Consider the following 26094-nt stretch of genomic DNA (forward strand, 5'->3'; position numbering starts at 1 on the left):
TTTAAAAGCTAAAAATTAGTTATTTTTTTTTAATTCAGAGGTAATTTTAAAAAAATCTATGATGCTCTAAAAGACTAGAACTTACTATATATGCATAAAAAAAGGCCTGAATAACGAAGTTAAACAGACCTTTAATATATTGTTGAAGTATGGTAACTTCTTTATTTTTAATAGCCTACAGAATCTACAATTTCCAATCCGTATCCAATTAAACCAACGCGTTTACTGCGTTGTTCTGAATTTGAAATTAAACGTAGTTTATGAATATTTAAATCATGTAAAATTTGAGCACCTATACCAAAATCGCGATTATCCATCTTGATTTTAGGTGCTTTTGTGATATTCTCTTCAGTTTGATTATCCTTTAAAAATGATAATCGTTTGAGAATATCCATGGATTGAGCTTCTTGGTTTATAAAAAGGATAGCACCTTTTCCTTCGTCGTTGACTACTTTAAACATGGCGTTTAAGTCATCATCAGCCTTATTGGTAAGCGTTCCTAAGATGTCATTATTTACAAGTGTAGAATTGATTCTGGTTAAAACAGGTTCATCTGCTTTCCAAATACCTTTAGTTAAGGCAATATGTACTTGATTATTTGTAGTTTGCTTGTAAGCTCTTAGTCTGAAACTACCAAAACGAGTTTCTAATTGGAAATCTTCTTTTTTCTCAATTAAAGAGTCATGTTGCATGCGGTATGCTACTAAATCTTCAATGGAAACTATTTTGATATCATGCTTTTTAGCCACTTCCATAAGTTGTGGTAGTCGCGCCATGGTACCATCTTCATTCATAATTTCAACAATAACACCAGCAGGTTTTAAGCCTGCTAATCTTGCAAAATCGATGGCCGCTTCGGTGTGGCCTGTACGTCTTAACACCCCACCTTCTTTAGCTACTAATGGGAAAATATGCCCAGGTCGAGCTAAATCGAACGGTTTAGTATCATCATCAACGAGTGCCTGAACTGTTAGCGCTCTATCTGCTGCCGAAATCCCTGTGGTAACACCTTTTCCTTTTAAATCTACCGAAACCGTAAAAGCAGTCTCCATATGATCGGTATTGTTACGAACCATCATATGTAAATCTAAATCTTTACAGCGGTTTTCTGTCAATGGTGCACAAATCAATCCGCGACCTTGAGTTGCCATAAAATTGATGATTTCTGGTGTAATCTTTTCAGCCGCAGCTAAAAAATCACCTTCATTTTCTCTGTTTGCATCGTCAACAACAATAATAACCTTTCCATGTCTTATGTCTTCTATTGCAGAATGAATGGAATTAAGTTCAAATTTTGGTGTTGTATCTTGTGTCATAGGTTCTAGTATCATGGTGCAAAGATATTGCTAATTTTATTGATTATAAACAATTCGACTTTAAGTCTCCATTTAACCTGTTTTTTAGAATTATAAAGGAAATAGGGTAGAGAGGAGCGCTTATTATGGCTAACACCAATTCGACCTTATTTAAATTTAAGTCATCTTGCTTATAGAATTGTATGGTGTTTATAATCGATTTAATAAAGTAAAAAATGAATAGTATAAATGAAATAATACTTAGTTGTATAGCTGAGTTAGCCAAATCTTGCTGTTTATTATTTTTCAGAATAAAGTATAGTATAACTAATACGATACCTATTCCGTATAAAATTATGGCAAATTTCGCATGGGTTGTATAGGATTTGAAAATATTTTTAAGTTTAATGCAGATAGCGGCATCTTGTTTTTTAACTTCAATTAAAGGATTGTGAATTTCGTCTTCAGCTAAATCTGTTTTCAGCATCCTATTTTGAACGATGTACACCACGAAAAATAGGGGTAAGCCAACTAAAACGTATAAAATTGAATTTGAAATATTTTGTTTTTTAACATGCTTTTTAAAGTTAGAAAAACTAATAAAAGAACGTGTAAAGGCTATAAAATATACAACACCAACGATAACCCCAACTGTAAACAATATTTTTCCTGAAGCTTCATATTTGTTGTTTTCTAGTATTTTTCCAATAAGAATTAGTGGTGCACAAACAATATAAAGGATAAGTGCTAATTTGGAATCTTCGTCGCAGGTGTTTTTTAGTCGTATCGTTTCATCAAAGCGTTCGTCTGAATATTCACCAGAAAATTTAAGGTGTTGTTTTGTAACACCTCTGGAGTCTAAAATAGCTAAAGCACTATTTTTGTATTTTATATCGTAGTTGTAATGTTTATAATTTTTAATTATATCGATTAATTTCACTTTATCATATGATAATAAAGTGGCGTATTCTTCGGTTTCAATGTCGAACGTGGAAAGGTCTTTTTCCAGAGGTTTGATCTTAAGTCCGAATAATTTTTTAAGCGGCTCTAAGATTCCTTGACTTTCAAAAAGCCCCCTGTCTTCGGTAGCTCTTTTTGTTAGAAAGATCCCTAAAGGCAGCATAACGAGGGTAGAGAACCAACTACCTAGAATGGGATTAAAACCTCCACTTTTAGCACTATTGGTTGAAAATATTCCTATAAAGTGGTAGGTTAGAAATAATAAAATAGCAATAACCATTGGCAAACCAATACCTCCTTTACGGATTAATGCACCGAGTGGGGCTCCAACAAAAAATAGTATAACACAAGCAAAACCTAAAGCGAATTTTTCATGCAAAGAAATAACATGTTTATTAAACCATGTTTCGGAGGCTTTAAGTGTTTTTTCTTTGGTGGTTAGTATTTTTTGGGAGCTAGTTAAGGCATTAGATGTAATTTCTACCAGTTTTATTTTATCCTTAGTATCATATAAATCAAGAATTTCACCTTTATAAATCGAATCTTTAGTAGCGGTTTTAGGGAGTTCATTATACCTCATAAAACCAGTGCGTTGGTATAGGTTTTTTGAAAAAGCCTGATAATCGGTTTCACTCTTTTTTACTAATGAATCTATTGCTTTATTCAAACCAGGAACATCGAGCATGCTGTATTTATCTGTTTGCGATTTTTCATCGAAATCAACATTGTTGAGTTCCGATAAATCGATATTCAATAGTTTTTTATCAAAATTACTTTTAACAAAGGGTTTTTTTAATCGCGCTTTATGAGTTTTTGGCTTAACATCATTATAATAATGGCCATCCGTAAGTATAAGCGTAAGTACATTAGAATCTTCTTTACTTGTAAGTTCTCCTAGTTTGGCTTTTATGACTGTCGCGTTTGTTTTGCCATCAGCTCCTTTTATGTGAATGGTAACGTTATCTAAAAATTGATCACGCTCACCGTGTTTTTTGTCAAACTTAATAGTGTAATCTCCCATTTCATTAAATTGACCTTCTGCCAATAACATAGCAGGTTTTAATTTGGCAATATTTCGTCTTAAGTTATATGAATTATATTCAGCCCAAGGAATAACGTTGTTGGAAAAGAAAAAAGTCACAATACCTAATGCTACTATGAAAATGCTTAAGCCAGACATCGCGCGTTGCAATGAAATACCTGTAGATTTCATGGCTGCGAATTCATAATTTTCTGCGAAACTACCAAAAACCATGATGGAAGCTAATAGGATGGTAAGAGGAACTACCAGTGGAATAAGTTTAGGCATAAAGTAAAACAGGAATTTTACAATAACCATAATATCTAAATCCTTACCTGCTAGTTCTTTAATGTATAGCCAGATGGTTTGTAAAACAAAAATCATCATGAGTATTAGAAATACACTGATGAAAGTTTTGAGATAAGATGTTAGTATGTAGCGATCAAGTATTTTCACGAGCTAAGCTTAGTCAAGATTATTGATGTAATAATCTTCATATTTTGTAGCATCAAAGGTAAATACGTTTTTTGATAATTGCTCATTCGTTTGGAATGAATTTACCGTTAGTGTAGTTTTAGTACCGTTGCCTCCAATTTGAATTAAATTATAAATGTGTTTCGTTTGATCGTCGATACCTAGGAGAATATTTTTGATTTCAGAATTAGAATCTATTGGTGTTAACTTTACATATTGAATTTTTCTACCTTTAATATCTTGTTTGATATCCAATGTATATGTATAGCCATCCTCATAGAATGAAAGCATTTTACTTGGTGTAATGACGTCAGTGTCATTTTCTACATGTGAAGAAATAGTGACTTCCTCATCTTCGGTACTTATACTATAAAGTTTAGTACCATCGAATAGTTGAGTGACCCCAAGAATGTTTAAACGGTATTTTTCACCTTGTAAAACCACATCGCCCTTGGTTTCTTGTTTGATGTTTTCTGATGGGTTTTCTAAAGTGTATTTAAAGTCTAGAGAAATATTATCGTAATTTTTTATTTTTTTAGACACGTGGTTTAGTAAATCTTCTGCATCATTTTGTCCAATAGCATTGAAGGAAAGTGCAATTAAAAATATGGTAATGAAGTTTTTCATGGTTTTAAAAAATTATATTTCGTTTTCTAAGTGTTGATCTAAAGCAATTAAATCGGTTATTAAAACTTGTCTGGCTTTACTGCCTTCAAAAGGGCCCACAATGCCAGCCGCTTCAAGTTGATCGATAATTCTTCCTGCTCTATTGTATCCTAATTTTAATTTTCGTTGTAAAAGTGAAGCCGAACCTTGTTGCGCGGTAACAATAACAATAGCGGCATCTTTAAAGAGTTTATCTCTGTCGGAGATGTCTATATCAAGACTTGTGCCACTTTCTTCACCTACATATTCAGGTAATAAGTAGGCATCTGGATAGGCTTTTTGAGAGCCAATAAATTCTGTTATTTTTTCAACTTCGGGAGTGTCAACGAAAGCACATTGTACACGAATTAAATCATTTCCTTGCGTGTAAAGCATATCACCACGACCAATAAGTTGATCGGCTCCAGAACCATCCAAAATGGTTCGAGAATCAATTTTTGAGGTTACCCTAAAAGCTATACGCGCTGGGAAGTTTGCTTTAATAATCCCTGTAATTACGTTTACAGAAGGACGTTGCGTTGCGATAATTAGGTGAATACCAATAGCACGGGCTAACTGCGCTAAACGGGCTATAGGTGTTTCTACTTCTTTACCGGCTGTCATAATTAAATCGGCAAACTCATCAACAACCAAAACGATGTAAGGTAAAAATTGATGGCCATCGTTAGGATTCAATTTTCTTGCTTTAAACTTCACGTTGTATTCTGCTATATTTCTACATAATGCGTTTTTAAGCAGTTCATAACGGTTGTCCATTTCAATACACAATGAATTTAATGTATTGATTACTTTGGTGTTATCGGTAATAATAGCTTCTTCACTATCTGGAAGTTTCGCTAAATAATGACGTTCAATTTTATTAAATAGAGTGAGCTCTACCTTTTTTGGGTCAACGAGAACAAACTTAACTTCTGCAGGGTGTTTTTTGTAAAGTAAAGAAGTTAAAACTGCATTTAGTCCAACCGATTTACCTTGTCCTGTTGCTCCAGCCATAAGGAGGTGAGGCATTTTTGCTAGATCGACTACAAAGGTTTCATTACTAATGGTTTTACCTAAAGCAATAGGTAATTGCATTTCTGAACTTTGGAATTTTTTAGATGCTATAACCGAACGCATAGAAACGATAGTAGAATCCTTGTTAGGAACTTCAATACCAATGGTTCCTTTACCAGGAATAGGTGCTATAATACGTATACCAAGTGCAGAAAGTGATAATGCAATATCATCCTCTAAGTTTTTAATTTTTGAAATACGGACACCTGCTTCTGGAACGATTTCATATAAAGTAACTGTAGGTCCAATAGTTGCCTTAATGCTGGAGATACCAATTTTATAATTACTTAAGGTGTCTACAATTCTATTTTTATTCTCTTCTAACTCCTCTTGATTTATTTTGATGCCTTCGGTATCATACTTTTTTAATAATTCTAATGGAGGATATTGGAATTTTCCAAGTTCTAAGGTTGGGTCGAATTGACCAAAATCTTCAACTAATTTGTTTGCTAAGTTGTCAGATTCGGAAAGCTCTTCCTTAACCTCTTCAACCTTGATTTCTAGGTCTGAATCATCTTCCTTCTCGTTGGGTTTAGATTCTGGTTCAAGCTCTATTTCAGATTCTAGTTCCGGTTCTGAAACCTTAACTTCAAAAGATGTTGTTTCTGTTTTTGGTTTTTCAGGTACTTTTTTGTTTGGTTGCTTGTTGTCTAAAGAAATTTCATGTGCTTTTTTAATTTCTTCAGCTTCTTCAGTTAAATCATTATCTATAGGAACGATGGCGTCTTCATCATTCTTAAGCTCAGCTTTAAGGTCTTTTTTAGCAGATTTAAAGAAAGCCACAATACCTTCAAACGTGACTTTGAAACGTATAGCCAAATAGGTGATAAAGCCAAATACGAGTAGTAAAATTGTTCCGGTTTTGCCTATATAATCTTGCAGGTAACTATTAACCTCAAAACCAATTGTACCGCCTAATATGTCATGTCTGTTTCCGAAGAAGCCAAATAAAACAGATAGCCAAATGATAATGAATACGCCCCAAAACCAATGTTTTCTTAATTTGGTTGTACTCAAATTCATAAGTACAAAAACACCGGATAGAAATACTAAACCGGAGAAAATAAAAGAAGCTAGACCAAAACCACGCTGAATAAGTAAATCACTTAACCAGGCTCCAAATTTACTTAACCAGTTTTTTGTTGGCACCTCACGAGATGTGAATTCAGTTAAAGCACTTTGGTCAATTTTACCAGTAAATAAGTGAGATATAAAAGCAATACAAATAAGTAAGCCGCTAATAACAAGAAAGCTACCTAAGACCAGTTTTTGCTGGCTAGACAACTTAAAACTCGGCATTTTAAATTTTTTTCTAGGTGCTTTTTTAGTTTTGGGTTTACTTTTAGCCATTAATGAGTTGTTGATTCAAATTGAAATACTAAAATAGATACTGCATTAAAATGTTTTCATAAAGCAGCAAAAATACAAATTACTAACGTTTATCCTAAAGGTAAAAGTATTTTAAAAAATCTTTGGAAGATAGATAATAAAACCAACAATACAAGAAAAAACAGAGGCTATAAAAACAGCCCCTGCCGCAATATCTTTGATTAAACCAATTCTAGTATGGTGTTCTGGATGTATGAAATTTGCTATTTCTTCTATGGTTGTATTCATGCCTTCCATACCCATTACTAAACCAATGGCCAAAGTTTGTGCCATCCATTCGTATGTTGAAATATCAAAAATAAATCCAGCAACAGTTACGATTATAGCGATGGCGAATTGAATTTGAATACTCGATTCCGTTTTTATTAATAAAAACGCGCCTTTGAAGGCGTAGCCAACACTTTTTAATCGGTTTACTAAAAGTGATTCTTTTTTTTGCATGTTAAAGCGCTTCTAGAGCTGCTTTGTAGTTTGGTTCGTTAACGGTTTCGCTAACTTGTTCGGTATGTTTCACGACACCATTTTCATCTAAAACAACAATACAACGTGAGTGTAAAGTTTCTAAAGGACCGTCTACGAAATTTAAACCGTATGATTTTCCGAAACTACCATCTTTGTAATCAGATAAACTAACAACATTTTCTAATCCTTCGGCAGCACAAAAACGCCCTTGTGCAAATGGTAAGTCATGAGAAATACAAAGTACTTTAGTATTTTCAAGATTACTCGCTTCTTCGTTAAAGGTGCGTACAGATTGTGCACAAGTTCCTGTATCAACACTTGGGAATATATTTAAAACAACTTTACTTCCAGCAAAATCGCTTAATTTTTTAGCTGATAAGTCTGTTCCTGTTAAAGTGAAATCAGGCGCCTTTTCTCCAACTTTTGGTAAGTCCCCTGAAGTGTGTATTTGGTTTCCTTTTAATGTAACTGTGGCCATTATTTTGATTTTTAAATTATCTGATAAAAATAGTAATTATTAACTGTTAAGACGAAATTGAATAGGTATTAATTTTAATGTTAAAAACATAGTATACAATCTGTCTATTGTATTTGTTTTTAGTATTGGTTTTTTCTATTTTATCATAAATTATTAACATTTACTTGAGATGTTTTTGAGGCTCATATTTAGTAAATTTGTAAGAATCTAGAATTTTTTAAATCATATATTATAATGGAAAGTTATCAGAATTCATCAGAAAAAAGTGAAAGCAAATGTCCGTTTTTTGGAGGCGAACAAAAGGTAACAGCAGGTAGTGGTACGAGAAATCGCGACTGGTGGCCAAATGAATTAAAATTAAATATACTTCGACAAAACACGGTGAAATCGAACCCTATGGGAGAGGATTTTAACTATGCTGAAGCTTTTAATAGTATTGATTTTAAAAATTTGAAAAATGAAGTCATGGAGTTGTTAACGCACTCTCAAGATTGGTGGCCTGCAGATTATGGTCATTATGGCCCCTTTATGATTAGAATGGCGTGGCATAGTGCTGGTACCTATCGTGTAGGTGATGGTCGTGGTGGTGCTTCAACTGGTAATCAGCGTTTTGCGCCTTTAAACAGTTGGCCAGACAATGGGAACTTAGATAAAGCGCGTTTATTACTTTGGCCAGTGAAGAAAAAGTATGGAAAACATGTCTCTTGGGCCGATTTATTAATCCTTGCAGGAAACTGTGCTTTAGAGTCTATGGGCTTCCAAACTTTTGGTTTTGCAGGAGGTCGTGAAGATATATGGCAACCAGAACAAGATATTTACTGGGGATCGGAGCGTGAATGGCTTGGCAACCAAGAACGTTATAAAGACGAAAAACTAGAGGGACAATTAGGTGCGTCACACATGGGCTTAATTTATGTGAATCCTGAAGGACCCAACGGAAAACCAGATCCTCATGGTTCAGCTATCGATATCAAAGAAACCTTTGGTAGAATGGCTATGAATGATGAAGAAACCGTTGCGCTTATTGCAGGCGGACATACTTTCGGTAAAGCACATGGAGCGGCTAATCCAGATGAATATTTAAGTGCGGAGCCAGCAGGAGCTACTTTAGAAGAAATGAGCACAGGTTGGAAAAATAGTTTTGGAACTGGGGTTTTAGATGACGCGATTACTAGTGGAATTGAAGGCGCTTGGACACCAAACCCAACACAATGGGATCATGATTATTTTGATGTCTTATTAAATTATGAATGGGAGTTAACTCAAAGTCCCGCAGGCGCACATCAATGGCAGCCAACAGAAGCTTCACAAGCTAGAATGGCTCCAAGAGCAGGTGATGCATCAAAAAAGCAATCACTGATGATGACCACTGCAGATATGGCGCTTAAATTAGATCCTACATATTTAGAAATTTCTAAACGATTCCACAAAGATCATAAAGCATTTGAAGATGCTTTCGCGCGTGCTTGGTATAAATTAACTCACCGTGATATGGGGCCTGTCTCTCGTTATTTGGGACCAGAAGTTCCTCAGGAGGAGTTGTTGTGGCAAGATCCAATTCCAGCTGTTGATTACACTTTGAGTAAGGAAGATGTAGCTGTTTTGAAAAATTTAATTTCAAATTCAGGATTAAGTATTTCTCAATTAGTACGTACGGCATGGGCTTCGGCTTCTACTTATAGAGGGTCGGATATGCGTGGTGGAGCTAATGGTGGTCGTATTAGACTAGCACCTCAAAAAGATTGGGATGTAAATAACCCTAAGGAATTAGCAAAGGTTTTAGATGTTTATGAGGATATTCAAAAAAATTATAAAGGATCAGTTTCTATTGCAGATTTAATTGTTTTAGGCGGTTCTTTAGGTGTTGAAGAAGCAGCTAAAAATGCAGGTTATATTGTAGAGGTGCCTTTTTCGGGAGGACGTGGTGATGCTTCTCAAGAGCAAACAGATGTAGATTCATTTAGTTATTTAGAACCTCAAGCCGATGGTTTTCGAAATTATCTAAAGTCTGGTTTGTCTGTGTCTTCTGAAGACTTGTTAGTTGATAAGGCAAACTTATTAACACTAACTGTCCCAGAAATGACTGTTTTAGTTGGAGGTTTGCGTGTTTTAGGAGCTAATTATGATGGTTCTAAACATGGTGTTTTTACTGAAAAGGTAGGACATTTAACAAATGATTTCTTTTCTAATATTTTAGATTTTAGATATACGTGGAAAGCGTCTTCTAATGATGACGCCTTTTTCTCTGGTAGTGAAAGAAAAACTGGAATAGCCACTTTTACTGGAACTCGTGCCGACTTAATTTTTGGTTCGAATACTGAATTAAGAGCTATTGCTGAAGTTTACGGCGCAGATGATGCGCATGAGAAATTTGTAAACGATTTTGTTGCGGCTTGGGTAAAGGTTATGAATTTAGATCGTTTCGATTTAAAATAGGATATAAAAAAATGATATAAACTAATTGGGATAAGCGTTAAATTGCTTGTCCCAATTTTATTTAATTAAAGACGTAATATGGATAATAAAGATACTTTTTTTAGTAAAATTCAGTCAGGTGACCACGTTGGAGTGAAGGCCTTGTTAAAAACACAACCTGAATTGGTGAATATTACTGACTCCCGGGGATTTACACCACTCATTTTGGCTTCATATTTCGATAAGAATGAAATCGCTAAAACTTTAATAGACTACAAAGCTTTAATTGAAGCTAGAGATGCCATGGGGAATACTGCATTAATTGGTGTAGCCTTTAAAGGGAACCAAGCTATAGCAAAGTACTTATTGAAAAAAGGTGCAGACATTAATGCGAAAAATGACCAAGGCGTAACGCCTTTAATTTTTGCTTCAATGTATGATAAGCAGGATATGGTGAAGTTTCTATTAGCTCAAGGCGCTGATAAAAGCCTAACAGACTTAGAGGGGAAAACTGCGATTGAACACGCGGAATTAAAAGGATTTAATGATTTAGTGTCCTTATTGAAGTCCTAATTTAATAAAATGGTTTTTTAATTGTTTGTGTCCTCTTGTTATAATTAATCATCTAAAACTTTAATCATTTTAAACGATTTCATCAGATGAAATAAGCCTGGTAGAATAACCGCACCACCAATAATTAAAGAAATAGCTAGCACATTAATAACTTTTTCAGGAGAAGCGGTTTCTAGAAGATTGATTTTGGTATTGTAGGCGATAATTAAAACAGGGAAATGGGTAACAAATGCAGCGGCTAGAATCAAAGTTACTTGTATGCCAGCTAATGCTCTTGTGGCCACTTTTTTAGCTTTTTTGATGCTTTGTACTAGCGGAAATATCAAAATAAATGATAAAAACACGAAGCCTAAGGTTATGGGTGTTTTTATAAAATCGGTTACAAAAGTGATTTCGTGGTAAAAACCGTAGCAGATTACTATAAAACCAATGCCAACAACGGCTACCGTCGCTTTTTCAGCTTTTGTAACATAAACATGTCGGTCGTTAGCATGCGATTCTCCAATTAAAAGTATAGATGCTAAAAAGGCACATAAAGCGGCAAAAAACACACCTACAAGTATGGAAAATCCGTTAAACCAAGGTTGTATAAAAAGTTCAACAAAACTATAATCTTGATAATTTTCGGTAATAATCAGTTGTCCGGAAAGCATAGAGCCTGCAGTCATACCTAAAAAAATAGGCGTGATTAAACTAGAAAAGCGAAACATCCAATCGTATAGTATTTGCGACTTATCTTTAAAGGCATCATAGTGTCTAAATACAAAGGCTACACCTCTGATGGTAATGCCTAATAAAACAAGGGTTAGCGGGATATGTAAATAAACAACCAAAACATTATAGAATTTAGGGAATCCTACCCAAAGAATCACAACTAAAATAATAATCCAAATGTGGTTCGCCTCCCAAACAGGTCCCATCACGCGGTATATCGTTTTTTTAGTGAGCTGCTGATTCTTTTTAGTAGAAAAGAGCTCTACAATACCAGCACCAAAATCCGCTCCAGCTAAAATAACATAAAGCAATAGAGAAACCATTAAAAAAAATAAGACAATATTTAGCATTTTATTTTAGGTTTGGATGGTTAAGCGATTTTATTTGACGCATCATAAGCCAAGTCACGGCAATGCTTAATATGGAATATAAACCCATATACATATAAAAACTATAAATCATGCCAGGCATTGGAGTTACAGCGTCTTTAGTTCGCATGATATTATGAATAATCCAAGGTTGTCTACCAACTTCTGTAACAATCCAACCAGCTTCTAGGGCAATAAAACCCATAGGTGCTAAGAGAGTAAACAACAACCAGAATTTACGATTTTGCCACCATGAAATTTTCCGTAGACTAATAAAAAAAAGTAAACCAACGAGTAGGAGTAGGGTGCCAATGCCAACCATAACTTGAAAAGCATAATGTACGATTGCTACATTTGGGTGCACATCTTCGGGGAAATCATTAAGACCTTTAACTTCAGCATCAAAATCGCCAAAGGCTAAAAAGGACAAGGCTTTAGGGATTTCTATTTTATGAGTCACTTCACGTGTTTCAGTATTTACTATACCACCAATAAGCAGGGGGGCTCCTTTTTCTGTTTCATAATGCGCTTCCATGGCTGCGAGCTTAACGGGTTGCCTTTCAGCGATATCTTTAGCAGATAAATCACCACTTAAAGGTTGTAAAATGGCTGCAACTGCTCCAAAAGTAATGGCTATTTTGAACGCTTTTTTATGTAAATCAATATGGCGTCTTCTGTATATTTGATAGGCATGAACCCCTGCAACAGCAAAACCTGTAGCTGTAAAAGCAGCCAAAGTCATATGTAAAGCTTGTGTAAACCAAGCAGGATTGAGTAAGGCTTTTATTGGGTCTATGTTTACAAATTCTCCATTTATATAATCAAACCCAGAAGGCGCATTCATCCAGCCATTAGCAGAAACCACAAGTATACCTGATGCAACACCTGAAACCCCAACGATTACACCGGTAAACCAATGAAATTTTTCAGGGATTTTATCCCATCCATACAAATAAAACCCTAAAGCTATGGCTTCAACAAAAAAGGCGGCACCTTCTAAGGAGAAAGGCATACCTATAATCGGCCCAGCATGCTTCATGAATTCAGGCCATAAGAGCCCGAGTTCAAAAGACAATGCCGTACCAGATACAGCACCTACCACAAAGAAAATAGCAACACCCTTTTGCCATGATTTAGTAAGTTTTAGGTAGACAGGGTCTTTAGTATTTAACCATTTTTTGTGTGCTACAATCATAAAAAACGGCATGACCATTCCAACACAAGCGAATACAATGTGAAAAATTAGGGTAAATGCCATTTGTAGTCTTGCGGCATCTAAATTATCCATAAAAGCGGGTTTAGTTTGTAAAAACAAATATACTTGATATCACTTTCTAAACCTTATTTATTTATCCCTTAATGACAGAAAAAAGCTTAAATTTTAGCTTATTCTTTTACAATTTCTATCTCAAATAATTTATCCCAACGTTTTCCAGTTACAAAAATGGTTTTAGTTTTTGGGTTGAATGCGATTCCATTTAAAACATCTAAGCCCTCATGTTGGGTTACTAAGTTTTTTAGGGGAGTAAAATCAACAACAGCAATTACAGCACCGTTTTCAGGGTTAATTATAGCTACACCATCTTTTTGATAACGGTTTGCATAAATATGACCTTCAATCCATTCCATTTCGTTAATACCAACTATTTTACCTTTATTGGTGTAGACTTGAATGTGATCACCTTCAGTAAGATTCACGGGGTCTAGAATCCAAATGTTTTCGGTACCATCACTTTTGTAAATGGTATTATCAATATGACATAAACCCCAGCCTTCTTTACTTTTTCCGTATTTAAAAGAACTTATTTTTTCAAGACTATTGGCATCGTAAACAAAGCCTGTCCCTTTTTGCCATGTAAGTTGATATACCTTGTCATTTAAAACGGTAAGCCCTTCACCAAAATAGGCATCGTCTAAATTGACATTTTTTAATACCTCACCAGTTTTATAATTAACCTTTCTAAGTTTCGATTCTTTGTATTGCCCTGTGCTTTCATATAAAGTATCGTTATAAAACTCTAAACCTTGGGTGTATGATGTAATGTCATGTGGATATTCATTTATAATTTTGAAAGTGTAAACCTTGGGTAATTCGCTATTTAAAATAGTGATAGCAGATACCGCAGTTTGCTTTTCGCCTTCAAAATATACAGTAGCTTCAATAGCATGTTTACCTAATTTATGATTTTCTAAACTGATACTATTCTCAATTGAAACACCATCTAAAGTATAGGAAACCGAGTCGATGGCGTGCATTTTTTTGTTTTCTATATCTAGATTTAATGTTTTGTTATTTGAAATATTACCTTTTGAAGCGTTGGTTAGTATGGAAAAATCACTTTTTTTATGATTTCCATTAGATCCGCAAGAGATAATTACGATGCTTAAAAATGTGATTGTGAACTGTTTGAGTAAATTCATTTTCTAAATATAATTTAAGGCAAGATATTTATTTAAAATCAGTTTAAAAAATCATTGTGAAAGTTTTAAAAGGTTGTATATTTGCACCCGGCAAGTCCTACACAACCAGCTCCTGTTGAATCCTCCAGGTCGGGAACGAAGCAAAGGTAAATGGTCGTAGCGGTGTGATGTAGGTAGCTTGCCTTTTTTTGTACCCGAAACTGAAATCTTGAAAAGCACATGAGCTTCAAGATTTTTTTGTTTAAAACTCATTTAACTTTTTTCGGTTCTTATTAAATTCTTGGTCGCTTTTAGTGTTTTTCTATTTTTATCAACACCTTCTTCTAAGCTGTAATTGTTGGTTAATACTGTTGTGTTTTAAATTCTTAGCAATTAAATAATAATTTTACTACAAAATTAAGCGTGATTCATCTAAAAAATGTAAATTTGGCGTTTTTACGTACGATTTACTTTTGTTTGGAGGTAGGAAAAAATCTTTTTAATTGTTGTAAATCGTCATTTAGAATAAACTATATGAAGAGAAATTTATATAAGCTAGGCCCTGTTTTTTTAATAGCTTTTACGTTGATGTATTGTAAAGGATCTAAAGTTACTACAAATAATGATGATATTGTAGTGTCTTATGACACGATAACTCCGAAAAAGGCTTTTTTACCAGTCCAAATAGAATACGCCAAATTACTTAACACAGTGCCTGATTCTTTACAAAATATTAAGTTATACGCTTTTATTGATGACTGGATGGACACTAAGTATTTGTTGGGTGGAGAAACTAAAGATGGTATTGATTGCTCATCTTTCTCTCAATTGCTTTATATAGAAGTTTATGATAAATACATAGAACGTACAGCCCACAAACAATTTGAATCCGATTACATTAATAAGTTTCGAGGTAAAGAATTTTTAGAAGAAGGCGACTTGCTGTTTTTTCACAGGGAAGGGGAGCAGGTTATTTCGCATGTGGGGGTGTATTTAGCTAACAATAAGTTTATTAATGCGACTTCTTATAAAGGAGAAAGTGGTAATAGTGGTGTTAAAATTTGCGATATCACCAATCCATTTTGGGAAAAACGGTATGTAGCAGGCGGTAAAAGAAGTGATTTGTAAATCTATTATTTGAAAGCAACTTAAATGAGCAAGGAACTTCAGACGGTATACGATGAGCTATCACAAATTTTTCAAAATTTAAGAGCTGAAGTTTTTGTAACTGAAATCGAAGCGAAAAGCTCAGTGCAAGCAGATGATATTGTAACCTCATATCAAAGTACGTTTAATAGATCATACCGTAGGGATATCATTGATGTGAAGCTCGTATCGAACAAGAAGAGAGAGGAGCGTTTACAATTGAATTTGGCTCGTAATGGTATTTATGATTTGCTTCCGGAAGGTGTTTTTCATAAAGCAAACCAAAGCGGTAATGCAGGGACTTTCACATCAAAAAGGAAGCAGCAAAAAAAAGAAGAGGAAGATGCTAGACTATTATTTTCACCGATAGAAAATGAATTGTTTCGACAACGTGTAGATATAGAGAAAAAAGAAAAATCTATTGTTCGAGAGTTTAGAAACTTGGATGATGAATTTTTAATGGATTTTTGGAAAATTGACAAATCGATACCTAAAGTATTTGCAGCAAAACTCATTAGACTTTTGCCTTATGCACACCAAATATCAGGTGATTTAGAACTCACTTTTTTGAGTTTAAAAAAAATAATAGATGTTGAAGTAGGTTACAAAAAAACATTTGAAACACGTGAAGTGGTGCTTGAAACTAGTAGCGAAAATAGATTAGGAGTAAATTTTATTACGAAGCAAGACACCCTAAAAATACAACAGCCTGTATTACATGTTACTATTCAACCTGATAAAAAGAGCGAAGTTGATCAATTTTTAGGAAAAAACGGATTGCTAGATTTTGTAACTATATTTTATAAATTTTTTATCCCCATGGAGTATCACATTAAGACAGAAATAGAAGTAAATAAAGAAGGTGAATTTATTCTTGACACTGGTGTTGGTGCTTATTTAGGAATGTCTACAAGAGTTTAATTATGATGAATACAATGATGGCAAGTTTATTAAATGGCGAAGTTTTTAAATTAAGTATAATTCTCGTAATACTCAGTTCTTTACTCATGGCAGTGGTAAAGAAGGTGAGAAATATATTTACTAAGAATAAATTAAAAGCAATTGTATATGCCTGTGTTTTGGCTGTATTGTTTGGATTGACAGGTTTATTGGCCTACCATAAAATTTTAGATGATTCACCAACAAATAGTTATATCGCTATAGAACTTATTTTATTGGTTTTAGGTATTGCTCATGTTTTTGCGATGCGATTTTATTTTAAAGAACTTACTGAAACTAAAGTTGAATTTATTGGTGAGTTTGTGCTAACTCTAGTCTTTTTAGGCATTGCCTTGTTAGCCTTCGTGCAAGTGATTAGTCGCTTTAGAGAAGATTTCGTGTTGGTTTATCTTAGTGCAGGTTTTGCTTTTTTAATTCCATTACTAGTTATAAAAACTTATGAATTTGCGGTATCTATCCCAGTAGAAGTTTATAAAAAGTGGTTTTATCCTATAAATCAAGATATTAAGGAGCCCACAAGTAATGAATTAAGCAACCCACTAGTAATAAGTTTGGAGTTTAAAAAGAAACTTGGCGATAAAGATATGAGTCGCTTTAAGGTTAAAGCTCCGGAACATATGGAGTTTGGAAAGCTTTTTTACTTTTTCGTTGATGATTATAATGCTTTACACCCAGAACATAAAATTGAAATCACAGATTTAAAAGGTGGTGCTTCTGGTTGGATTTTTTATTTTAAACCACATTGGTGGAAAGGACTTCGTCATATCGATGCTAATAAAACCATTGAATGGAATGGTATTAGAGAAGAGAATAACATTATCGTGCAGCGTATAGAAGCTTAATTCTAAGCCAAATTTAATACTTATAATTTATGTCATTTTTATCAAAATTAACCATCGAAAGCGATGAAATAAATGTACTAGACTGTGCATTTGAATTTTCTCAAGGAGCGGATTATAATGGCCGTCCAGCTGAAAATCCGCGTGGCGGACAAATAAAACTACTTGTAGAATCCACTTCTAAAACCGATTTCATGGACTGGGCGATTTCTCCAGATATGGTTAAAAATGGTGTGATTACTTTTTATAAACGGGAAACCATGGCCAGCCTTAAAAAGATTGAATTCAAAAATGCTTACTGTTTGCATTATCATGAACATTTTAATGCGCACGATGCAGAACCTATGCAAACCCAATTGGTTATTTCAGCGAATGAGATTACTATAAAAGGCACAACTTTTAGTAATAAGTGGCCAACAACGGTGTAGGTATATCATGAGTGTTTTTAGGGTAAGTTATTTTCAAGTTAATATTAACTTGTCTGTTCTTTAAATAATAGTGCTAATTATTTTTAAAAGTTGGCTACAAGACGCTGATCCAAAAGACAAAATAGTATAATTAAAAAATGATAAAAGCAAAATTATTAATAGACGGAAAGGAAATAAACGTCCTGGGTTTCACTTTCGGATTTAATCAAAAAGCAGATTATAATGGAAGACCTAACCAAAAACCTGTGTTTATAGGGTTAAACTTAACCATTGAAACCCGAAAAGACCTAAACCTTGCTGAATGGTCATTTGCTCCAAATGAAACCAAACAAATAGAATTACATATCCTTCCAGTTATATTAGGCACTAAAACACGTAAAATTAAAATTTTCGATTGTCATCTTGTTAACTGGAAAAATGATTTTTCTTCCAATGGAAATCAACCAATGACAGAAACTCTTGAAATTACTGCCGCTGGTTTTGAGGATTCTAATTCTAGTGGTATTTATTCTGCATCGTGGAGGACTACATTTCCTAGAGAAAGTCCTGAGTCTATTACTAGAGAAGAAATCAAAGAACCTCAAATAATTGATTTCTATTATACAGACGAAGACAATAATAGGAACACTATATTAACTTATGGAGATGAAGTCTATTTAGTTGTAGAAAGTAAACATATGATTGGAGAAGTTGTCGATTTAAAACTTAATAAAAAAACGATTGACTTTATGTATGAAGGTAATCACCTTAAAGACAATATTATAGAAGATTACCTAATTAGAACAGACAATGACAAAATACTAGTTACAGTAATTGAAGAAGATAACGAAGAATTAGAATAGGGTGGACGAAAATAGATTTCAAATTATATACAAAGGAAAGGTTGAAAAGGAAATTTCTATTCCACTTCAAAACATAGACCGAGAAATTAAAGACCAAAAAAAAGGAACAAATATTGTTCGTGTAAACGAAGAAGGAACAACCTTAATGCAAGTTAAACACGAGTTTGTTAATGTTGGCGAAAATATTGCTCAAATAAAAAGAAGTACATCTGCAACAGTAACAGAAAGAGGTACTGTTGTTGTTAGTCAATTTAAACAAGAAATTACATCAAGAGGCGAAGAAGTTTGGTATTTCAAAAATTCTCACGGAACTTTTGAAGGAACTTTAGCAGAAGCAAAAATTGCATTTCCAGATGTAGACTTTGAAGGTGTTAACAAACCTGAAACAGAATATATAGACAATCCAGAATTTGGAAAAATGCCAATTGTTCCAAATTCTCAACCTTTACACTGGGAGACAATAAATGAATTTGATGGCGAAAAAGAAGGTGGACCAACAACTTGGGATAAATGGGCAGATGCAACACAAACAGCTTTAGATGTTGTTGGTTTAATTCCTGGTGTTGGAGAAATCGCAGATTGTATTAATGGCGTTATTTCTTTGGCAAGAGGTAATTACGCAGATGCAGCGTTGAGCTTTGCTGCAATGATTCCATTTTTTGGAACTGCTGCAACAGGTGCTAAAATTATTAAAAAAGCAAAAGCATTAAAAAAAATCACAAAAGCAGATGAAGCAAAAGGAGTTTATGATTTAATTGTTAAAAACGCAGATGATGTTCAAGGATATGTTGGGCAATCTGGTAATGTTTTTCAACGTTTTATTCAACATTTTAACCCTAAAAGAGGTAAATTACTTCACAATGTTGTAGAAAGTGGTTCGGTTATTCATAAAATGAAAGGTTCTACTAAATTAGAACGTGAAATGTATGAACAGTTAATTATCTTAAGGAAATATGGAGGGGAATTATCAAAACGTGATGAAGTAAAATACCTATTGAATAGAGTAAATCCTGTTGGCGGTAGATATAATTTGAAATCACCCAAAGGACTACAAGAGTTCTATAAAAAAGCAGAAGAAATAGCAGACAAATATTCCTTACCTAAAAACTTTAACTAATAACAAAATGTATATTATAGAATTACCATATGGTACTAGAATGGACTTAACCGAAAAGTCAGACTTGGAAAAGGCCGAAGGAATTTATAACGAACATAAATATGATATAAGAATTGATAGAGAAATTAATAACTATGATTTTTTCAATGAATTTCTAAAGTATTTTTCGAAGTTAGATATGCTAAGTGTTTCTCCCTATGGAGATGGTGTGTCCTATGATTTTTTATATAAGATGCCTAATTTAAGAAGATTACATTTACATACAATGTATCCAATAAATTTCGATAAATTAATAGAACTAAGAACCTTATCATTATGGTGGAATAAAAAAATGATAACAAATTTTGACAAACTCCAAAATTTGGAACATTTATCTATCACAGAGTTTGACGAAAAAGACTTAACCAAATTAAGCAGTTTAACTAATTTAAAAAGTTTAAGTTTTAAAACTGCAAAAATAAAATCTTTAAAAGGTATTGAGACTTTAACAAACTTAAAATTATTGTCTTTTGGTGGTGTTAGGAGTTTAACAGACATTTCAGATATTACAACTTTACAAAATTTAAAACTTTTAGAATTTGATATTTGTTGGAAACTTCAAGATTTTAGCCCAATAAATAAACTAAAAGAATTAGAAGTTTTAAAACTTATAGATTGCAAAAATTTAGCATCCATCAATTTTGTAGAAAATATGCCAAAATTGAACCAATTATACACATTGGGAACAACTTTAATAAATGATTTTAACACAACACCTGCGAAGAATATTCCTATTTATTTTGGCAGTCGAGCATCGAGTAAATACAACAAAGAATATCCTGAAAAAGAAATAGAAAAAGGTCAGAAATCTTGGAGTAGTTATCTGTAACCCGAACAAAGTCCAATTGCAAACAAATTATAAAAACCATAGTGCGAGTTGTTGTTAATACCTAGGTTTTGGGATTTTATGAGGGTACTAAACTTTTAAATTTGTCTAACGCGGTTTCAGAAATTAATGCAGTAAAACGCAAAATAGCCTATGAGCAAATAGAACTCGATTCTAATAAAACCAAACGATTAAATTATGAAGTTATTGAAGCTAGTGATTTCGTCATAAAAAATGATGCTATTTTTGTTGATGTGAAAGAGTCTACACAAAAACTTTCAAAGAATTTCTCAGATTATTTTAATGCCAAGGATGTTTCTAAAATAGGTAAAAAACTACTAGAAAAAACTTTACAAGTGTTAGATTATGTTGATATGACAAAGGCGCTTTATAGTCTACTCCCTAAAGATGATGGTATTGAAATATCAAACCCTATGGATATAGTATCTATCGGAGCCATTGGTTCCTCTCTTTCTTTTCCTTTGGCTATGATAAGTTTAACGGCAGATTTAGTTGTTACACCAATGGTTATGGAGGACATCAACCAATTAAAAAAAGATAGTGAAGATTATTTGACATTAGCGAAAGTTAAAGGATTATCAACTGTTAGAAGCTTTTTAAATACTCAGAGTGCTAAGATTGGTGGATATGATATAATAGAAAATATACCTCAAGTTACACATAATAAAGTATTGAGAGGGGATATTAATACATATAAAGAATTAATTAAATCAGTTAATGATGAATTAGATTTTGATAAACCTGATAGAAAAACTTATTCATACATTCTTCAAAAGATAAATAATGAAAATCGGTTAGAGCCGATTTACACCATAGATTCTATAATTAGTATTTAAAAACCATGAATAAAAAGATAGTTTATGTTATTGTCATAATTAGCTTGTTAGTATTTTCTTGTCAACCTAAAAAAGAGAATTTGACTTTTGAACATTTGAGTTCCAGTTTATCCATAAAAGCTTTAAACGGAAGAATTCTTAAAGATAGTACTCTAATAGGCGTGTTTGTTCCGCAGGAATTTATGTTAAACTCACAAGGCGTTAAGTTTTCAAGAATTCATTTTAGTCAAACAGGAGCCAATATATTTTTTACGAATAATTCAAAAATTTATGCGGTTAAAAAGGACACTCTTCTTTATGAGCCAACAGAAGTTAAAATGTATTGGAATATGGATAATAAATACAAAGTGTATGTTAGCTATTATTTCTATATTAATAATTCTGAAAAAAATATAATTTTTGATAATTCTGAATATGTCCAAACAAAATATAATAGGGATATATTCAATTTGAAATCAACAAATAAACTCAAAGAAATTTTAAATGAAAAAATCCCTGACAGCTTAAAAGGTTATATCCATCTCAATTATACGAACCCTAAAACAGAACAATTTGATTATCTCAATATTCCTGTTGAGTTTTAATATTAGTTGTTGTGTAGCCGTTGTATTTCAAAAAACAGAAGTATGGTGTCTGTTAGAGTCTAAGGGTGTTATCGACTCTATATTTATCAATTAAATGAAAAGAATAAAATTATTACTTCGAAGTGTTTTTTTAACAACATTATGTATTTCTTGTATAGACAAAGAATTTAACGTTGCTATAGAACATTGGCCGTCTGAAAATCATATTAAGTTTGAAGTTGGTAGGAAACAGAAAGATAGTTCGCTATTAGGTGTTTTTATCCCGCAAAAGCTTAAAATTGAAAACAAATCTTCACAGTTGATTAAATTTACAAATCCTTACCGAAGTATCGGTGGTGGTAATACCTTAGATGGCTTAATTTTGTTAGGTGAAAATGATTCTATAGCGGGAGTGTGGAATGAATATTCAATTGTAAAAGGGGGAGAAGAGCAAATTGACGTGTACGTTCGTTATAAGGCAAAAATTAGTAATGAAGAGTTAGATAATTTAATTCAAGATGGACGGGTTGTACAAAAACGATTGAATCGAAATATTTATGAAACTTTAAATAATAAGACAACGGCAGAATTTTTTAACAAAAAAATACCTGATAGTCTAAAAGGGTATATTCATTTAAACTTTATCAACCCTAAAACAGAATATCCAGATTATCTTAATATACCAATTGAGTTTTAATATAAATTAATGCTTTTCAGAAATGATAAATTTGTTAAGTGTGTAAAAAATATGGCAGATAGTGTTCTATTGGGTTATTGTTAAAGAATTTATCATTAATAGGTTTTGTAAAATTAGATAAATTTAGACACATATGTTGCGTTTACTATTTCGATGTGTTTTTCTGTTTAACTTTTTGTTTTCTTGCGATTCGCAGGAAAATAAAATAATAGTTGAAACTTATCCATCAAGACTTCCTATTAAGATTAGAATTATCCAAAAATATCCTGATAGTACTTTGATTGGACTATTAGTTCCGCAAGAATTTGAATTAAATAATCAATTTAATTCAGCTTTAAAAATTTCCCATTCCTACTTTAGCCTAGATGGAGGGAATATTGATAGCGGTCCGATTTATGATTTTAAATCAGATTCATTGACATATGGTCCGAATAAAATTCGATTGGCAAAAAATGAAAAAAAGAAGTTTAAGTTGTACAGTGTTTATCGAACTTTTTTGCGAGATTCGGAAAAAGATAAAATACTAAAAACAGCTCAATTAGCTCAAAATAAATATGGCAATAAAATATTTGATACAGGCAATTTACAGAACCTGAAAGAATTGTTGAATAACAAAATCCCTGACAGCTTAAAAGGTTATATCCATCTCAATTATACGAACCCTAAAACAGAACAATTTGATTATCTCAATATTCCAGTTGAATTTTAAATGCGTAATATTTGTAATAAGTATTAAAATTAATGATGTTTAAATTACTATTTAAGAATTTACTTTTAGCAAATTATAGTTTCGCAAAACGGTGGGTCAATAAGAAAATGCCTGAAAGGATTATTCCAGCAACGATACATATTTTTCTATCACCTTTTACTTTTATCACTGCAGGTTTAGCTTGTGTAATATTAGGTAGTATTACGTATAAAATTAAATATCCTGAGCTAGTTTTAGTTTTAATAGCCTTGATTTTTGGGTTTGGATTACAAAAGCCAGTAAAAAAGGCAATTTATAAATGGCAAATAGAAAAGGCGTATAGAACACTTACAAAAAATGAACGTTGGAATAAAAACACACTTGCTTTTATCTTTTTTTGGATGGGGTTCGCTATTTTTTTGTATTTCGGAGCAGTGTTTTTAGGAGGGTATTCGGTTAAATAACATTGCAAAAGATTAACTAAATGATTTTAGAAATAGAGGCTCAAATATGACAAAAACTATATTTAAACCATTACTATTGGCGTTTTATTGTACTTCAAAGTGGCTCGTGAATAGAAAAACGCCTCAAAATATTATACCATCAACAATATTGACTTTCTCTTTTCCTTTTACCTTTATGGCCACAGGAATATTTTGTCTATTTGTATTAGAATTAATACTGAATATCGTAAAAAGCCCTATAGTGTGTGCTGTAGGCGTGTTATTATTTATAAGTCCGTTTTATTATTTTTCCCGGAAAATTGCTAAAAATGGTATTGCTAAATGGAGCATTGAAAAGGAGTATAAATTTTTAACTAAAAATGAGCGAATAAATAAAATAGTAACTGCTTTTATCTTTTTTTGGGGTGCTTTTATAGTTCAATTTTGGCTAGCAAATATAGCCTTAAGTTCGAGCTAGTTTTAATAATGAGTTATCAGTTAGATTTTATTCATAACTGATTATCCGTAATGTGACATAATTGTTATCGTCAACCTGAACTTGTTTCAGGTTCTCATCACAATATATTAATTATCAGCTTTATTAGATTCCGAAATAAATTCGGAATGACGTAAATACAATATTTAGGTTACAAAACGGATATACAAAATTTAAAAATTAAATGTTTAAACTTTTATTTAAAAACTTGCTATTAGCTGATTATTCTGTGTCTAAATGGTTAGTAAACAAAAAAATGCCAGAAAGAATATTACCATCAACGTTGCATTTTTTTGCAACACCTTTTACTTTTATAATTGGTGCATTGTACTTTGTTGTTATTGGCTCAATAAAATATAGGTTTGGATCATATTTACCTATTTTAATTGGCTTAGTGGTCGTTATGTTACCATTTCAGTTATTTATAGAAAAAAAAGCGAAGAGAGCCATTTACCAGTGGCAAATTGAAAAGGAATACAGAACACTTACAAAGAACCAGCGTTGGAATAAAAACACACTTGCTTTTATCTTTTTTTGGAGTGCTTTTGGAGTTTCATTTTACTTAATAGTAAAATTTGTAGGAGGATATTTAGTACAATAATGATTATAGAAAAAATGTTTAAAATTTTACTTTTATCAAATTATAGTTTCGCTAAACGTTGGGTAAACAAGAAAATGCCTGAAAGAATTATTCCAGCAACGCTTCATCTTTTTACAACGCCTTTTAGCTTTATAATGGCTGGTATATATTGTTGGATATTGGGTTCTTTGGATTTTAAATTCTCATCCTTCTTACCGACCTTTATTGGTTTAGGGATCATCATGTTGCCATTTCAGTTTTTTGTAGAAAAAAAAGCGAAAAAAGCCATTTTCCAATGGCAAATAGAAAAGGCGTATAGTACACTTTCAAAAAATGAGCGTTGGAATAAAAACACACTTGCTTTTATATTTTTTTGGACGGGATTTGGAGTGTTTTTATTTCTTGGAGCAAAATTTATGGGTGGGTATTTGGTGAAATAACAATACCTAAGATTAACTAAATGACTTTATAGATAAGATTGTCCAAATATGACAAAGGCGCTATTTAGTCTACTCTCTAAAGATGATGGTATTGAAATACCAAACCCTATGGATATAGTATCTATCGGAGCCATTGATACCTCTCTTTCTTTTCCTTTGGCTATGATAAGTTTAACGGCAGATTTAGTTGTTACACCAATGGTTATGGAGGATATCAACCAATTAAAAAAAGATAGTGAAGATTTTTTGACATTAGCGAAAGTAAGGGGGCTAAAGGTTGTAAGGAATTTTATAGATTCACAGAGCGCTAAAATTGGAGGGTATGAGTCTGTAGATTATATACCTCAGACTATACATAATAAGGTAATGAGTGGAGAAATAAATACATTTTATAAATTGATCAATAGTGGGGGTGAGAATTATGGTAATATAACTGATTACCCTAGTTATACATATGTTATTCAAAAAGTAAAAACTAAGAAAAGGTCTGATCCTCTTTATATTATTGATTCAATTTTTATACAATAAGAATATTAGAAAAACAATATTATATGTGTGTGTTATATTCGCTTGTTTGTCCTGTACATCACAAAAAGGGAGTTTATTAACTGATTTTACAATTAGGAAAGCTCCTTTAAAGGTTTTGTTAATAAAGAACTATAGTGATAGCATTCAAGCTTTGTTATTGGTGCCTATTAAAGTTAAAATTAGTAATAGTTATAATCAATCCATAAAATTTACAAAAATGAGTTACAGTAAGTCGGGTGCTAATATTTACAGTATGATAGTGTAAGCTTCCCCTAAAATCGAACTGTTTAAAAGTAGAATAATAATTTTTAAATTTGAACAGTATTATGAGACGAAG

Annotated in this window: 27 protein-coding genes and 1 other RNA gene; 19 read left to right on the forward strand and 9 right to left on the reverse strand. The window is 32.6% G+C overall.

Translation table 11 applies throughout. From position 1 onward, the window contains the following. Window positions 1–167: 167 nt before the first annotated feature. From ribB to tpx, 6 genes are all read right to left on the reverse strand, one after another. The gene (gene ribB, locus Q4566_RS02870; RefSeq protein ID WP_303418054.1) at window positions 168–1331 is read right to left on the reverse strand and encodes a 3,4-dihydroxy-2-butanone-4-phosphate synthase; all 1164 of its coding nucleotides are present in this window, start codon (window positions 1329–1331) and stop codon (window positions 168–170) included. A 28-nt stretch (window positions 1332–1359) separates the two neighbouring features. Then, a complete protein-coding gene (locus Q4566_RS02875) occupies window positions 1360–3732 on the reverse strand; it encodes an LptF/LptG family permease (protein WP_303418057.1) in 2373 nt (790 codons plus the stop codon). Between the two features lie 9 nt (window positions 3733–3741). Further along, window positions 3742–4377, reverse strand: coding sequence for an outer membrane lipoprotein carrier protein LolA (locus Q4566_RS02880; protein ID WP_303418058.1), 636 nt, complete (start codon window positions 4375–4377; stop codon window positions 3742–3744). Window positions 4378–4389: 12 nt separating this feature from the next. Next, window positions 4390–6819, reverse strand: coding sequence for a DNA translocase FtsK (locus Q4566_RS02885; protein WP_303418060.1), 2430 nt, complete (start codon window positions 6817–6819; stop codon window positions 4390–4392). 111 nt (window positions 6820–6930) lie between these two features. Beyond that, window positions 6931–7299: a diacylglycerol kinase gene (locus Q4566_RS02890; RefSeq protein ID WP_303418062.1), complete on the reverse strand. Its 369-nt coding sequence runs from the start codon at window positions 7297–7299 to the stop codon at window positions 6931–6933. 1 nt (window position 7300) lies between these two features. Then, a complete protein-coding gene (gene tpx / locus Q4566_RS02895) occupies window positions 7301–7798 on the reverse strand; it encodes a thiol peroxidase (protein ID WP_303418064.1) in 498 nt (165 codons plus the stop codon). A 234-nt stretch (window positions 7799–8032) separates the two neighbouring features. On the opposite strand from tpx, the gene katG reads away from it, so the two are divergent. Then, a complete protein-coding gene (gene katG / locus Q4566_RS02900; RefSeq protein WP_303418066.1) occupies window positions 8033–10234 on the forward strand; it encodes a catalase/peroxidase HPI in 2202 nt (733 codons plus the stop codon). A gap of 78 nt (window positions 10235–10312) precedes the next feature. Next, window positions 10313–10786 carry an ankyrin repeat domain-containing protein gene (locus Q4566_RS02905; RefSeq protein WP_303418068.1) on the forward strand — a complete coding sequence of 158 codons (474 nt, stop codon included), beginning with the start codon at window positions 10313–10315 and terminating at the stop codon, window positions 10784–10786. Between the two features lie 44 nt (window positions 10787–10830). Here Q4566_RS02905 and Q4566_RS02910 read toward each other — a convergent pair whose 3' ends face one another. From Q4566_RS02910 to Q4566_RS02920, 3 genes are all read right to left on the reverse strand, one after another. Further along, window positions 10831–11850 carry a cytochrome d ubiquinol oxidase subunit II gene (locus Q4566_RS02910; protein ID WP_303418070.1) on the reverse strand — a complete coding sequence of 340 codons (1020 nt, stop codon included), beginning with the start codon at window positions 11848–11850 and terminating at the stop codon, window positions 10831–10833. Window position 11851: 1 nt separating this feature from the next. Continuing rightward, complete coding sequence (locus tag Q4566_RS02915) at window positions 11852–13156, reverse strand: cytochrome ubiquinol oxidase subunit I (RefSeq protein ID WP_303418072.1); 1305 nt, start codon at window positions 13154–13156, stop codon at window positions 11852–11854. 98 nt (window positions 13157–13254) lie between these two features. Next, window positions 13255–14289, reverse strand: coding sequence for a glutaminyl-peptide cyclotransferase (locus Q4566_RS02920; protein ID WP_303418074.1), 1035 nt, complete (start codon window positions 14287–14289; stop codon window positions 13255–13257). An 88-nt stretch (window positions 14290–14377) separates the two neighbouring features. Between Q4566_RS02920 and ffs the strand changes: the two genes are divergently transcribed. From ffs to Q4566_RS03005, 17 genes are all read left to right on the forward strand, one after another. Next, window positions 14378–14476: signal recognition particle sRNA small type (ffs, locus tag Q4566_RS02925), an RNA gene on the forward strand. A gap of 326 nt (window positions 14477–14802) precedes the next feature. Beyond that, complete coding sequence (locus Q4566_RS02930) at window positions 14803–15396, forward strand: C40 family peptidase (protein WP_303418076.1); 594 nt, start codon at window positions 14803–14805, stop codon at window positions 15394–15396. A 24-nt stretch (window positions 15397–15420) separates the two neighbouring features. Then, a complete protein-coding gene (locus Q4566_RS02935; protein ID WP_303418078.1) occupies window positions 15421–16335 on the forward strand; it encodes a hypothetical protein in 915 nt (304 codons plus the stop codon). A gap of 2 nt (window positions 16336–16337) precedes the next feature. Further along, window positions 16338–17216 carry a TssN family type VI secretion system protein gene (locus tag Q4566_RS02940; RefSeq protein WP_303418080.1) on the forward strand — a complete coding sequence of 293 codons (879 nt, stop codon included), beginning with the start codon at window positions 16338–16340 and terminating at the stop codon, window positions 17214–17216. A gap of 29 nt (window positions 17217–17245) precedes the next feature. Next, window positions 17246–17641, forward strand: a complete 396-nt coding sequence (gene tssD / locus Q4566_RS02945) for a type VI secretion system tube protein TssD (RefSeq protein WP_303418081.1) — start codon at window positions 17246–17248, stop codon at window positions 17639–17641. 137 nt (window positions 17642–17778) lie between these two features. Next, complete coding sequence (gene tssD / locus Q4566_RS02950; protein ID WP_303418083.1) at window positions 17779–18483, forward strand: type VI secretion system tube protein TssD; 705 nt, start codon at window positions 17779–17781, stop codon at window positions 18481–18483. A gap of 1 nt (window position 18484) precedes the next feature. Then, a complete protein-coding gene (locus tag Q4566_RS02955; RefSeq protein ID WP_303418084.1) occupies window positions 18485–19600 on the forward strand; it encodes a hypothetical protein in 1116 nt (371 codons plus the stop codon). 7 nt (window positions 19601–19607) lie between these two features. Continuing rightward, a complete protein-coding gene (locus Q4566_RS02960) occupies window positions 19608–20468 on the forward strand; it encodes a hypothetical protein (RefSeq protein ID WP_303418086.1) in 861 nt (286 codons plus the stop codon). A 101-nt stretch (window positions 20469–20569) separates the two neighbouring features. Next, window positions 20570–21322, forward strand: a complete 753-nt coding sequence (locus tag Q4566_RS02965; RefSeq protein WP_303418088.1) for a hypothetical protein — start codon at window positions 20570–20572, stop codon at window positions 21320–21322. Window positions 21323–21327: 5 nt separating this feature from the next. Beyond that, a complete protein-coding gene (locus Q4566_RS02970; RefSeq protein ID WP_303418090.1) occupies window positions 21328–21906 on the forward strand; it encodes a hypothetical protein in 579 nt (192 codons plus the stop codon). A 94-nt stretch (window positions 21907–22000) separates the two neighbouring features. After that, window positions 22001–22582 (forward strand): hypothetical protein, encoded by a 582-nt coding sequence (locus Q4566_RS02975; protein ID WP_303418092.1) that lies wholly within the window; start codon window positions 22001–22003, stop codon window positions 22580–22582. Between the two features lie 133 nt (window positions 22583–22715). Then, window positions 22716–23291 carry a hypothetical protein gene (locus tag Q4566_RS02980; RefSeq protein ID WP_303418094.1) on the forward strand — a complete coding sequence of 192 codons (576 nt, stop codon included), beginning with the start codon at window positions 22716–22718 and terminating at the stop codon, window positions 23289–23291. 107 nt (window positions 23292–23398) lie between these two features. Further along, the gene (locus tag Q4566_RS02985) at window positions 23399–23734 is read left to right on the forward strand and encodes a hypothetical protein (protein ID WP_303418096.1); all 336 of its coding nucleotides are present in this window, start codon (window positions 23399–23401) and stop codon (window positions 23732–23734) included. A gap of 175 nt (window positions 23735–23909) precedes the next feature. Then, complete coding sequence (locus tag Q4566_RS02990; protein WP_303418099.1) at window positions 23910–24191, forward strand: hypothetical protein; 282 nt, start codon at window positions 23910–23912, stop codon at window positions 24189–24191. Between the two features lie 202 nt (window positions 24192–24393). Then, entirely contained in the window at window positions 24394–24810 is a 417-nt protein-coding gene (locus Q4566_RS02995) for a hypothetical protein (RefSeq protein ID WP_303418101.1), read from the forward strand. Window positions 24811–24824: 14 nt separating this feature from the next. After that, window positions 24825–25229, forward strand: a complete 405-nt coding sequence (locus tag Q4566_RS03000) for a hypothetical protein (RefSeq protein ID WP_303418102.1) — start codon at window positions 24825–24827, stop codon at window positions 25227–25229. Window positions 25230–25277: 48 nt separating this feature from the next. Beyond that, a complete protein-coding gene (locus Q4566_RS03005) occupies window positions 25278–25757 on the forward strand; it encodes a hypothetical protein (protein ID WP_303418103.1) in 480 nt (159 codons plus the stop codon). Window positions 25758–26094: the final 337 nt, after the last annotated feature.

Origin of the sequence: Tamlana sp. 2_MG-2023 (genome assembly GCF_030548465.1) — a bacterium.
Lineage (GTDB): Bacteria > Bacteroidota > Bacteroidia > Flavobacteriales > Flavobacteriaceae > Pseudotamlana.